Here is a 13,298-nt window from a genome sequence, read left to right on the forward strand (position 1 = left end):
ATAAGGAGAGTAAATATGAAATTTACAAAATTACAATTGGCTGCATTATTCATCATTTTAATTATGGTTTTAAGTGCAGTAGCTGGATTTATACTCCTCGTATTTGGAGGAAGTTGATTTTAAATAAAATTGAGGACTGATATTTATGGTAAAATACAGAATAGGTGCTGTAGTAGCAGAATTTAATTATGATATAACCCAAATGATGTTAGGTCTTGCTGAAGAAGAAGCAAGATTTAGAGACTGTGAAATTACAAGAGTAGTTACCGTCCCTGGTGTATTCGATATGGGATTAATCGTTAAAAAATTACTTGAAAAAGATGACATAGACGCTGTAGTGGCAATTGGTGCTGTAATCGAAGGTGCAACTGACCATGATCAAATTGTAGCACAACATGCTTCCCGTAAAATAGCTGACTTATCCTTAGAATACGAAAAACCAGTAACTCTTGGTATAAGTGGTCCTGGAATGACCAGACTTGATGCTCACAGACGTATCGATATGGGTAAAAAGGCTGTAGATGCAGCTATTAAAATGTGTGAAAGATTAGAATCATTAAAAGATGATTAGATGGAAATCCTTAAACCTGAACAATTAAAAGAGAAGTTTAATGACCCTTGGATTGCACCATATGAAAAAGTTTTAACTTTAGTTGATGGTGATAAAGTAGAATTAATTGAATTCCATCCATGTATTTCTGGTTCACATTGGTTACTTAACCAATATAGAAATAATAGTGAATTAATTGACTCCGCTTATCGTGACGGGAATAAACACGTTTACTCCTGTCATGTGGGATCCGCCCCTTTAGACCTTCAAGCAAGTTTCAATGCAGCAGGGATTGATGAAATAGCTGTAGATGGGGATGAAGTAAGAGTTACTCATTCCGGTCTTGCAGGTGCTGGCGTTGGAGCTGGAATGTGTAGAGGAATGGGTGAAGGAGTAAAATATGTTGAACTTTTAGAAGTTGGTGGAGGTTCAAAGCCTGGTAAAGCTACCGTTGTAACTCCTAAGCTTGAAAAAGTGGTTATAGGTATTGACGATACAGATACAAAAGATGCCGGCGCAACTTGGACAATGGCACATAACCTAGGAATGGAGCTTAAAAAGGAAGGTTTTGAATACTTAGATCATATAATTGTTCAATTATATCCTCACAATCCACATAAAACTCAAAATTGTGTATCAATTGCACTTACTTTTGCTGTTGAAAGCGATAAAAAAGAAGAACTTATTGAAAGAACAATAGAACTTCTTAAAAGAGATACATTATCTGATAAAACTGCAATAGCTATTTTAGAAGGTCTTGAAATTCCTTCCAAATTAAGAGAATACTCCATTGCAACTAAAAGTGGAATGATGGATGTTGAAACTGCTGAAAAAACTGCAGAAGAATTAAACATCCCATTAATAGCTGTTACAGGAGAACAAGGAAAAGTTGGTGCATTAGCTGCTCTTGGACTATATAACGATGTAGAAGAAGCAGTAAAAGTTTATGATAAAAAATAAACTTTCTTTTTTTATTTTTTTATAATAGTATTAAATTCTAAAAACTTACCTTCTTTTGAATTTAAAAAGTATTTAACTGAACTTGTTGTTTCGTTTGAGATTTCAATTTCAATTTTATGGCCATTTGTATCAAATGAATATGTTTGATTTGAAAATGTTCCATTTGCAAATTTAAGCTCTCCAATGACAACGTTATTATAGGAAACCAAATAAGTGTTATTATCTTCAAAACAACCTATAATTGGCTTAAATGATTCATTGTCAATGCTAACTTTGAAAATATGGGCATTATTGTTAAGGTCAGTTATTTCAAAATTATCTGAAAGAGAAATGTTATTTATTTCACCGACATTATGATAAGCAATAGATTTATCGAATAATGTATTTAGACGGCTATTCTGAATTGAATCCCCATCATGAACATTGAAAAATTGTTTTACTTCCATTGGGAGTCTTATTGTATAATCTTCATCTGGCCTAGGTTGATCAATAATATAGGAATTCTTATTTATATTAATTAAATCTCCATGTGAAAGACCTAATGTATCTAAGGCATCAGAAGGAACCCTAATAATATTGGATTCATTTTCAATAGCTGAATCGATGGAAAATGGTCCCCTAACTGCGATTTTATTGTCATTATCAGAAAATATAATAAGATTTCTTGAAGTAGGCTCAATGGAAATTGATCCATTCTCGAATGTTGCAGCACCTAAAAATGTTGAAATCATTAAAACTAAAATAATGAGGGAGATAAGTACTGGAAAATGAATTTTAATAAATGATTTTATTAAATTACTTCTAGGAAGTCTCTTAAACATTGAAATAGATTTTGCAATAACCTTAATAAGGTAATATACAGTCAAAGCCATTCCAACAACTACAATAAAAACACCAATAGCCAATGGAATAAATTTTACAAAGAAAATAGTGAACAATCCCAAAATAATAAGGGACAATCCTACAATAAGCATCCTAATAAAGAATCCAATATCATCAATCATGACAACTCTTCCATACTTATTTGCACGATCCATGATGGTTCTTACTACTTCATTTGCCATTATATGCAAATCTGATAACGGAGACATGTCATGTTCAATTTCACCAATGTCAACTTCCTCAATAGAAATTCCATGAACATCTGCATCCAATACTATACCTACATCCACACCATAATCAGGTTCAAAATTAATCTTTTTAAGTGCAGACTTTTTAGCGGCGAACTGTCCGCTCAATGGTTGTTCAAAAGAAATTTCTGGGAAAAAAAAGTTTAAAAGGGGTTTTGCAGTTAATTCAGTTACCCTGCCACTAGCACGAGCAAATTTAGTTTTTGTAATTTCAGTTTTACCATCTAAAATTGGCCTGATAATAGCATCTACCTTATGTTTAGTGAGATTAGATATGTCTGCATCGATAAAAGCGATAATATCAGCGTTAGTATAGTTATAACCTGTTTTTATAGCTTCACCTTTACCTTTATTAACCTCATGAGAGATTACAATTGCTCCTGCATCAGTAGCCACTTTAGCGGTACCGTCAGTAGAACCGTCATCTACAACAATAATCTCATCAACATAGCTTACTTTCGATATAACATCTATGACTGCTTTAACATTCTCCTCTTCGTTGAAAGCTGGTAGTATGACTGCTACTTTTTGATATATTTTATCAGAGGATTTGAAAGCAGCTAAGAAGAAAGTAAGTAGTACAAACAACCAAGCCAAAATTATTCACCATTAATTTTTAAATCACTATAAAATATGTTTTTTAATTACTATAAAGGTTTTTATAAGTTATTATAGAATTATTTAGCAAAAACTACTTTTTTAATAACAAATAAACATTAAGGCGATGATAGAGAAAATCTTAGAAAAAGAGCTACAACTTGAAAAATGGCAAGTAAATAGAGTTATTAAATTAATAGATGAAGGAAATACCATCCCATTTATTGCAAGATATAGAAAAGATATTACAGGTTCATTGAATGACGAAATACTAAGGGAATTTGATGAACGCCTTAAATATTTAAGAAACTTAGAAAAGAAAAAGTTGACATATGCTGAACATATTAAAAAACTTGGCAAACTCACCGATTCCTTAAACAATAAAATATTAAATGCAAAAACTCTGGTTGAATTAGAAGATATCTATAGGCCATTTAAAAGTAAAAAACAGACAAGAGCTACGATTGCTAAGAAAAAAGGCCTGGAACCACTTGCTGAAATAATTATAAAACAGGAAGTTACAACCCCAATTGAAAAGATTGCTAAAAAATATGTCAATGAAGAGGTTCCCAGCGTAGAAGATGCCATTAAAGGGGCTTCTGATATAATAGCTGAGAATATCTCGGACAATTCAGATTTTAGAAAAAGAATACGTGAAAATTTTATTTATCACGGAGACATTCAAACAAAAGCAAAGAACAATGAAGATGACAAGGAATATGAAATCTATTATAATTATTGTGAAAAAGTCTCAAAAATTCCACCCCATAGACTATTAGCAATAAATCGAGCTGAAAAGGAAGGGATAATAAAAGCTAAAGTTGAAATTGATGATGAAGAAATTATAAACTACCTCAATAGGCACATCCTAAAAAACATTTCAAAAATTCCTAAGAAAATTGAATACAATCAGTATACTACTCCAATTATTAAAAATGCAATAAAAGATTCTTATAAACGCCTTATTTCGCCGTCAATTGAAAGAGAAGTGAGAAATTATTTAACAGAGCGAAGTGAAGAACAATCAATTGCTGTTTTTGCAAAGAACCTTTATCAACTTCTTATGGAAAGTCCTTTGGCTGGAAAAACCATCCTTGGCTGGGATCCGGCATTTAGAACTGGATGTAAATTAGCTGTCATTGATGAAACTGGAAAGGTTCTTGAAACTTCCTTAATTTATCCAACGGAACCTCAAAAAAAGATTAAGGAATCTGAAAAAATTGTAAAAAATCTAATAAAAAAGCATAATATTGATGTAATAGCCATCGGGAATGGAACAGCTTCAAGAGAGTCCGAAAAAGTAGTCGCTGATATTATCAAAGATACAAACGTTAAATATATAGTCGTTAATGAAGCGGGGGCTTCTGTTTATTCAGCAAGTAAATTGGCATCTGAGGAATTTCCCGATTTAAATGAAGGTGAAAGAAGTGCAATTTCAATAGCTAGACGTCTTCAAGATCCATTAGCTGAGCTGGTTAAAATTGATCCAAAGTCCATTGGAGTAGGACAATACCAACATGATATGAACCAGAAAAATCTTAATGAAAGTTTGGAGGGCGTTGTTGAGCATGTTGTTAATGAAGTAGGGGTTGATTTAAATACCGCATCAAGCAGTCTTTTAAATTACATTTCTGGGATTAATAAAACAACTTCTAAAAATATTGTAAAATACCGTGAGGAAAACGGAGCATTTAAGAGTCGTGAGGATTTAAAAAATGTAAAGAATCTTGGAGATAAAACTTTTGAGCAATGTGCAGGTTTTGTGAAAATAACAAATGGAAAAAATCCTTTAGATAATACCACAATACATCCAGAATCATACGAAGTTTCTAAAAAACTTTTGAAAAGACTTAATATAAAATTGGATGATGTTGGAAATTATAATCATGATCTAGATAATTTAGATTATGATAAGTTAGCATCTGAACTGGACATTGGCGTGATGACTCTTCAAGATATTGTTAAAGAATTAAAAAAACCAAGCCGTGACCCACGTTCCGATATGGCTAAACCTATCCTTAGAAAAAATGTTTTAAATATAGATGATTTAGAGGAGGGAATGGTTCTACAGGGAACTGTAAGAAATATAGTTGATTTTGGGGCATTTGTTGATATAGGGGTTCATCAAGATGGTCTTGTACATATCTCACAATTAGCTAATCAGTTTGTAAAACATCCTTTGGACATTGTATCAATCGGAGACATTGTGGATGTTAAGGTATTGGGCGTAGACACTTCAAAAAATAGAATTCAATTGTCGATGCTGTTATAAACAAAAAAGAGATGTTAAATTTAAAATTGTTTTTTAAAATATACTATTAACTATATATAATTAAAAATATAATCGATATATATTAATATTCATATCAATAATTTCTTAATAAATTTATTTATTATTAAAAATGAATAAATAGCTAAAAAATGGCAAGAAAATTAAAAAAATGAGCTACAATAAATAAACTTTTAATATAAAGAAATTATAAATATAAAATGTTGTTAAACTTTAATTTTAAATGAGGTGACATATTTGAACGAAAATGTTAAAGTAATATCTCCTACATCAAGACAAGAAGGACATGCAGAATTACTCATGAAAGTCGATGATGATGGAATTGTTACAAAAGGAATGTATTTTAGTATAACTCCTGTAAGGGGTTTAGAAAAAATGGTTCTTGACAAAAGTCCTGAAACCGCACCTGTATTATGTCAAAGAATCTGTGGAGTATGTCCAATTCCACATACCTTAGCTTCAGTAGAAGCAATGGACGCTGCTCTCGGAATTGAAGTACCTAAAGCAGGTAAACTCTTAAGAAAAATTACCTTAAGTGCACACAACATAAACAGTCATGCAATTCACCATTTCTTAATTGCTCCTGATGTTGTACCTGATGACTTATTTACAACCGCTGTAAAAAGTGTTGGAGAAGTAAGAAAAGCTACCCAATTTGTTGTAGATACCATTGCTGGAGAAGGTATTCACCCATCCGATATTAGAATAGGTGGTATGGCTAGAAATATCTCCCCATTAGCAAAAGAAAAATTAATCGAAAAAATGAAAGATTTAAAAGGTACTCTTGAAAACCATGTTGAATTAATTAAAGACTTAGTTTACAAAGCAGACTTCCCTGAAGATTTAGGAAAAGTTGATGTACCATTATTTGCATCCGACAAAACCTACGGAAACCCTGATGCTTTTGATATGGACAAATTTAGTGAAGTATTACCAGAAGCATGGTATGGTGACGAAGAAGTAGGTAAAAGAGCTTGTACCGTTATTCCATTATTAGATGGTAAAAATGTAGAAACCGGTCCTAGAGCTAGAATGGAAAAATTCTCAGGATTCAAAGGTAAAGGAGTAACAAGCCAACACATTGCAAGAGCAGAAGAAATGCTCGTAAGTTACGCTGATGTATTAGAAAAATTAGATGAATTAGATACCTCTGCACCAGCTAGAGCTGAATATGACCCAAGAGGTACTGGTGAATTAGGTATTGGTGTAATTGAAGCTCCTAGAGGAACTAATGTTCACATGGCAAAAGTTGTAGATGGAAAAACTCAATTCTACTCTGCTATTGTACCAACTACTTGGAACATACCAACTATGGGACCTGCAACTGAAGGATTTTCACATGAATTAGCTCCACATGTAATCAGAGCTTACGACCCATGTTTATCCTGTGCTACCCACGTAATGGTTGTAGATGATGAGAAAAAAATATTAAGAAATGAACATATGAAACTTTAATTAATTTGGGATTTTTATGCCTTATAATGTAGAAACCTTAGTTGTTGGATGTGGAAATATCCTTTATAAAGATGATGGATTTGGATCTACTGTTATTGAAGAGTTAAAGAAGTATTTCCAGGAAAATTCATTGCCAGATAAAACTGAAATTGTTGATGGAGGAACCGGAGCATCATATCATATTTTTACATTTCCAGAAACATGTTGGAAAAAGGTTATTGTAGTAGATGCTATTGATTTTGGTGGAGAACCTGGAGAAATTAGAATATTAAAACCAGAAGAAACGCCATTAGGCAGATATGAAAATCCTCATGCAAGGCCTGGAGAGCATCTTCTTTCAGAACTAGAAAAAGAATGTGAAGTAAAAATAATTGGTTGTCAGCCAAAAGACGTTCCAATAATTGATATTGATATGGGGTTAACTACTGAAATTGAAGAGGCAATACCTGAAGCTATTAATATTATTTTAAAAGAAATAGGGGCTTTATAATGTTTTCAAAAATTAAAAAAGCTTTAATGGGATCAGACGAACCAAAAGTTGAACCTAAAAAAGTTGAAAATCAAGAAAGTGTAGTAATTACAGAAAAAAGAGAAGATGCTCCAGAACCTGCTGCTGGTAGTAAAAAACCACGTGTTGGATACATCCACTTAAGTGGTTGTACTGGAGACGGAATGTCATTAACAGAAAACTACGATATTTTAGACGTTGTTCTTACTGATATGATTGATATCGTATACGGACAAACCTTAGTTGACTTATGGGAAATGCCAGAAATGGATTTATGTTTAATTGAAGGATCTGTATGTCTTCAAGATGAACACAGTTTAAAAGAACTTTACGAAGCAAGAGAAAAATCCACTTTAATCTGTGCTTTCGGTTCCTGTGCTATTAACGGATGTTTCACTACCTACGCACGTGGTGGACAACAAGCACAACCTAAACACGAATCATTTGCACCAATTAGTCAATTAATTAAAGTAGACGTTGCACTTCCAGGATGTCCTGTAGGTCCAGAAATGATTAGAAAAACCATCATCGCATTAGTTGAAGGCGATATGGACTACTTAAAACCAGCTATGGATATTGCATCCTGTCAAACCGCATGTGGTTGTGACTTATTAAACAATGTTATCCGTAATGCAATGTGTACTGGATGTGGAACCTGTGCACTCGCATGTCAAACTAGAGCTATCAAAATGATTGAAGGTAGACCACACATTAACAATGCTAGATGTATTAAATGTGGATGTTGTTACACATTATGTCCAAGATCTTGGTTACCTGAAGAACAAATTAAAAAGGATACAGGATTATAAGGAGGCTTAAAAATGGTATTAGGAAACTACAAAGAAGCTGTATCTGCAAGAGCTACCGATAAAAAAATATTAGATGTAGCACAAGACGGAGGAATTGCTTCAGCATTACTTATTCACGCGATTGAAACTGGAGTAATTGAAGGAGCTGTAGTAGCAGGAGATCCAGGAGACGACTGGGTACCTGTACCTGAAGTAGCTACCACCGCTGAAGAAATCTTAGCTGCTGCTGGGACTAAATACTCAATGTCACCAACAGTATATGGAATTAAAGAAGCAGCACGTCAATTCGGTCTTGAAAAAATGGGAGTAGTTGCAACCCCATGTCAAATGCAAGGAATCAGAAAAGTACAAGCTTACCCATTCTCCACCAGATTTATCGGAGACAAAATTAGCTTAGTAGTTGGTATTTTCTGTATGGAAAACTTCCCAATGGCATCATTAGACACTTTCGCTGATGCTTTAATGGACACTCCATTATCCGATGTTAAAAAAATGGACATTGGTAAAGGAAAATTCATGATTGATACTGCTGACGGAGAAAAAGGAATCGGTCTTAAAAAGACCCACGGATATGAACAAGCTGGTTGTAATATCTGTATGGATTACGTTTGTGAATATGCAGATGTATCCACTGGTTCAGTAGGTTCCCCAGATGGTTGGTCCACTGTTTTAACCAGAACCGGTTCTGGTATTGACTTATTCAAATCTGCTGTTGAAGTAGGTTTAATTGAAACTAAACCAATCGAAGAAGTAAAACCTGGTTTACCTTTACTTGAAAAATTAGCTAAAGGTAAAAAAGAAAAAGGTGCAGCAGAACGTGAAAAAAGAGTTAAAATGGGAATCCCAATTCCTACTTTATACTAATTCTTTTTTCTTTTATTCTTTTTTTCATAAAATTATTTTAACGCTTTTTATTACAATAAATTATTATTAAACTTATTTTACTAGTCCTTATTAAAATTCATCCACTACAACAATCTTATTTTAAAGTTTAAATAAAGGAACTATAAATTTATTATCAAACTTCTCAATCAAATATAATATATATTATTAAATCATAATTTATTTATGGAAAATTAAGAGGGTTTAAAAAATGACACCGAAAATAATGATTATACTAGGAAGTGGATCTGATATTGATATAGCAAAAAAGTCTGTTGATATTTTAGAAAAACTTGAAATTCCTTATAGTTTAAAAATAGCTTCTGCACATAGAACTCCCCATCTCGTTAGAGAACTTGTAATTAGAGGAGAAGAAGCAGGAATTGAAGTTTTTATTGGTATTGCAGGTTTGGCAGCCCATCTTCCTGGAATAATTGCATCACATACTTCAAAGCCAGTGATTGGAGTTCCAGTAGAAGGAAAACTTGATGGGTTAGATGCATTGTATTCAACAATTCAACTTCCTTATCCCACACCAGTAGCATCTGTTGGAATTGATAGGGGAGATAACGGAGCGATACTTGCAGCCCAAATTTTAAGTGTTCATTACCCAGAAATTAAAGAGAAACTAATTGAACTAAGAAATGAATATAAAGAGAAAGTATACAAAAGCAATGAAGAAATTCCCGAACTAATCAAAGGAAAATATATTCAAAATGATTTCTTAAAGGTAGATGAGCTTAAGATTAGCGAGCCTGATTATATTGATTTTGAAGTTGATAACGTTGAGGTTCCAATTATTGTATCCAATTACAGCGATATAACAATAGCTAAAAAAGTAGCTGTTATTCTTGATAGACTTAAGATATCCCATGATTTAAAAGTTCTTGGTCCTATAAGACAACCGAAAAGATTTGAAAGTTATGTTAAAAGTGTTGAAGAAAGCGCATGCCTGTTTATTGGAATAAGTTCTAATGCCTCCATTTTGACAGGTGCATTATCAAGCCTTACTACCAAGCCAATTATTGGAGTGCCATGTAATAACGAATCAGGATACAATTCAATATTTTCAATGGTTAATATGCCACCAGGCGTTCCTGTAGCAACCGTAGGTTTGAATAATGGAAGAAACGCTGCAATTCTCGCAGGTGAAATTCTTGCAATAAAAGATGAAGAAGTAAGACACATTTTAGAAAAAACTAAAAGTAAAAAAATTAATGTATAGTGATTATATGAATTTTTTAGAAAACGAAAATATTATTGAAATTGATGATGAAGTCAGCAGCGAATATGAGGCTGCAAAAATACTTCGTGAATATCCTACTGATACTGTAATCTTAAATAATGTGAAAGGATTTGATATACCAATAATTTCAGGGATTTGTAATACAAGAGCAAAAATTGCTAAATCCATTAATTGTGAAGTTTCCCAAATTACTGAAAAAATAATTAATGCTAGCGACAAACCTATAAAAGTCGATGAATTTACAGATTTCTCTGATTATGAAACTAGTGAAGCTGATTTGAATAAAATACCTATTTTAACACATTATAAAAGAGATGGTGGAGCATATATTACAGCGGGTGTTGTTTTTGCACGTGACCCTGAAACTGGCATTCAAAATGCTTCAATTCATAGGATGATGGTGCTTGACAATAAGAGACTAGCTATCAGAATTGTACCAAGAAATCTTTATACTTATTTCCAAAAAGCCCAAAAGATTGGAAAAGACTTGGAAATTGCAATTGCAATTGGAATGGATCCGGCAATTCTACTTGCAAGTACAACCTCAATTCCAATTGACTATAATGAAATGGATGTTGCAAACGCATTCAAAGATTCTAATTTGGAGTTGATTAAGACTCCAAATGGCCTTGAAATTCCTAAAGCAGACATCATATTGGAAGGTAAGATATCTGTAACTGAAACTACTCCTGAAGGTCCTTTTGTAGATTTAACTGACACTTACGATATTATACGTGACCAGCCAGTCATTACTTTATCTAAAATGCATATTGTAAAAGAAAATCCTTATTATCATGCAATTATTCCTGCAGGATTTGAGCATAAATTATTACAAGGCCTTCCACAAGAACCTAGAATATATAAATCTGTTAAAAACGCAGTCCCTACTGTAGAAACTGTTGTTTTAACTGAAGGAGGTTGTTGTTGGCTTCATGCAGCCATTTCCATAAATAAACAAACTGAAGGAGATGGAAAAAATGCAATTATGGCTGCATTATCTGCCCATCCTTCCCTTAAACATGCGATAGTTGTGGATACAGATGTTGACGTATTTGACCCTCAAGATGTTGAATATGCTGTAGCTACCCGTGTTAAAGCCGATAAGGACATTATGATTGTTCCTAATGTTAGGGGTTCATCTTTAGATCCTGTTGCTGAAAGTGATGGAACAACTACTAAAATGGGAATTGATGCAACAAAATCCTTTAAAAATATTGAAAAATTTGAAAGAGTGAGTTTTGGAGAATAAATTTATTCCAAACTTATATTTCTTTTTTGAAATGATTATATCCTTTTTTTTGAATTTTTTTAATTTTTCCATTAGCTAATTTTATATTAATCTCAGATGAATCGTTAATTTCACCTATTATAATGAAATCCAATTTTTCTTCTAAATCTTTAACTTTATCTTTAGGAATTGTAAAAATTAGTTCAAAGTCTTCTCCAAAATTGAAAATTAAATCCAAATAATTTAAACCCATATTGTTAGCGATTTCTTTAAATTCATCACTGATATTTAATTTATCTTCATAAATCAGCATTCCTTTTCCATTAAACATTTCATGTAGTTCACTTGCAAGGCCATCGGTAATATCTGTTGCACTTGTAGCTCCGTTCTCCTTTAAAATCATTCCCTCTTTTATTCTAGCTACTGGTTTTAAAATATTATCTAAATATTTAAGATCATTTGAATAAAAGCCTAAAGCTGCAAGACCAATATTTCCTGTAATGGCTATTAAATCGTTGTTTTTGTAAGTGTTTTTCATTAATGAGTCTTCATTAGTCCCTAATGCAGTTCCGTTTATTATAATTTCACTTGCCTCATTTGTATCCCCGCCAATTAAAGGAATTTCATAAAATTCGCAGGCTTCTAATACCCCATCTATAATCTCTTTAAAATTACTGAAATTAAGAGAATCTGGAATTGCTATTGATAGAAGAAATCCTAACGGCTTAGCACCCATTGCTGCAAGGTCACTCACATTTACGGTTACTGCTTTAAAACCCATTTGAAAATAAGTCATGTTTTTAGGGAAGTGTTTTGATTGAATAAGCATGTCAGTGGTTGAAATAAGATTTGAATTATCATCTATTTTAGTAATAGCCGTATCATCGGGAGTGATTGTATTACATTTAGATAGAATGTATTTAACAATATCCTTTTCACCAATATCTGAAACATTCAATTCCATGAATTATTGTTTAATGTTAATATTATTTAAAGAATTATAAAAAAAGAAAAAATAAAGTTTATAAATTATCTTTAACTCTATTTTTAATAATTTCAAGAATGCTCTCCTCTATTCCAAGAGGATCTGTTAATATTATTTCCCCATCGAAATCAATTGCCTTTTCATCATGGTCGTGATCGTGATGATGATGGTGATGATGATGGTCGTGGCCATGGTCATGATGATGATGGTGTGAATCTTCAATATCCAATTCTTCAACTTCAATTCCCAATATTTTTGGAATATCTCTTTTTGTATGAAGTCCATGTGCAATAAAAACTGGAACTACGATTATTTTTTCCAAGTCATTTTCCTGTGTAAGTTTATTAATAGTTGTTGGAATGTCTGGTTGTCTTATTTCCATAAATGCATAATCGACAATTGCGTCTGGATATTCTTCTTTAAACATGTTAGTATAAGCTTCAATTACTTTTTTGCCCTCTGGTAATCTGCTACCATGGCTTAAAAGTAAAATGGCTGTTTTTGAATTTTTAAAATCAAAATCTTTCATATTACTACCTTAAAATAAATTGAATATAATTTAATATTGCTTTAACAATTATTTAAAATTAAGTAATAAGAATGGGCTTTGTTGAAACCCTTTGTCGATGTGTAAATTTTGTTATTTGCATATGATTAT

The 13,298-nt window shown here is 32.4% G+C and carries 12 protein-coding genes; 9 read left to right on the forward strand and 3 right to left on the reverse strand.

What is annotated here, in order from left to right:
* Positions 1-145: 145 nt before the first annotated feature.
* Positions 146-571, forward strand: coding sequence for a 6,7-dimethyl-8-ribityllumazine synthase (gene ribH / locus Q4P18_RS03970; protein WP_303335868.1), 426 nt, complete (start codon positions 146-148; stop codon positions 569-571).
* Entirely contained in the window at positions 572-1,510 is a 939-nt protein-coding gene (gene mmp11, locus Q4P18_RS03975) for a methanogenesis marker protein 11 (protein ID WP_303335871.1), read from the forward strand.
* 11 nt (positions 1,511-1,521) lie between these two features.
* On the opposite strand, the gene Q4P18_RS03980 is transcribed toward mmp11, so the two are convergent.
* The gene (locus tag Q4P18_RS03980; protein ID WP_303335874.1) at positions 1,522-3,237 is read right to left on the reverse strand and encodes a glycosyltransferase; all 1,716 of its coding nucleotides are present in this window, start codon (positions 3,235-3,237) and stop codon (positions 1,522-1,524) included.
* Between the two features lie 127 nt (positions 3,238-3,364).
* Here Q4P18_RS03980 and Q4P18_RS03985 point away from each other — a divergent pair, with 127 nt between their 5' ends.
* From Q4P18_RS03985 to Q4P18_RS04015, 7 genes are all read left to right on the forward strand, one after another.
* The gene (locus tag Q4P18_RS03985) at positions 3,365-5,509 is read left to right on the forward strand and encodes a Tex family protein (RefSeq protein WP_303335876.1); all 2,145 of its coding nucleotides are present in this window, start codon (positions 3,365-3,367) and stop codon (positions 5,507-5,509) included.
* Between the two features lie 255 nt (positions 5,510-5,764).
* Positions 5,765-6,982, forward strand: a complete 1,218-nt coding sequence (gene frhA / locus Q4P18_RS03990) for a coenzyme F420 hydrogenase subunit alpha (protein ID WP_303335879.1) — start codon at positions 5,765-5,767, stop codon at positions 6,980-6,982.
* Positions 6,983-6,998: 16 nt separating this feature from the next.
* Positions 6,999-7,472 (forward strand): coenzyme F420-reducing hydrogenase, FrhD protein, encoded by a 474-nt coding sequence (gene frhD, locus Q4P18_RS03995; RefSeq protein ID WP_303335882.1) that lies wholly within the window; start codon positions 6,999-7,001, stop codon positions 7,470-7,472.
* Positions 7,472-8,299: a coenzyme F420 hydrogenase subunit gamma gene (gene frhG, locus Q4P18_RS04000; protein ID WP_303335885.1), complete on the forward strand. Its 828-nt coding sequence runs from the start codon at positions 7,472-7,474 to the stop codon at positions 8,297-8,299. Before frhD ends, frhG begins: the two co-directional genes overlap by 1 nt.
* A gap of 12 nt (positions 8,300-8,311) precedes the next feature.
* A complete protein-coding gene (frhB, locus tag Q4P18_RS04005; RefSeq protein ID WP_303335888.1) occupies positions 8,312-9,163 on the forward strand; it encodes a coenzyme F420 hydrogenase subunit beta in 852 nt (283 codons plus the stop codon).
* A 229-nt stretch (positions 9,164-9,392) separates the two neighbouring features.
* Positions 9,393-10,406: a 5-(carboxyamino)imidazole ribonucleotide mutase gene (gene purE, locus Q4P18_RS04010; protein WP_303335891.1), complete on the forward strand. Its 1,014-nt coding sequence runs from the start codon at positions 9,393-9,395 to the stop codon at positions 10,404-10,406.
* Positions 10,407-10,413: 7 nt separating this feature from the next.
* A complete protein-coding gene (locus Q4P18_RS04015; RefSeq protein ID WP_303335894.1) occupies positions 10,414-11,676 on the forward strand; it encodes a UbiD family decarboxylase in 1,263 nt (420 codons plus the stop codon).
* A gap of 13 nt (positions 11,677-11,689) precedes the next feature.
* Here the strand turns inward: Q4P18_RS04015 and thiL are convergent, their stop codons facing one another.
* A complete protein-coding gene (thiL, locus tag Q4P18_RS04020; protein WP_303335897.1) occupies positions 11,690-12,619 on the reverse strand; it encodes a thiamine-phosphate kinase in 930 nt (309 codons plus the stop codon).
* Between the two features lie 58 nt (positions 12,620-12,677).
* Positions 12,678-13,169 (reverse strand): sirohydrochlorin nickelochelatase, encoded by a 492-nt coding sequence (gene cfbA / locus Q4P18_RS04025; protein WP_303335901.1) that lies wholly within the window; start codon positions 13,167-13,169, stop codon positions 12,678-12,680.
* Positions 13,170-13,298 lie beyond the last annotated feature (129 nt).

The sequence above is a fragment of the Methanobrevibacter sp. genome, assembly GCF_030539665.1.
GTDB lineage: Archaea > Methanobacteriota > Methanobacteria > Methanobacteriales > Methanobacteriaceae > Methanocatella.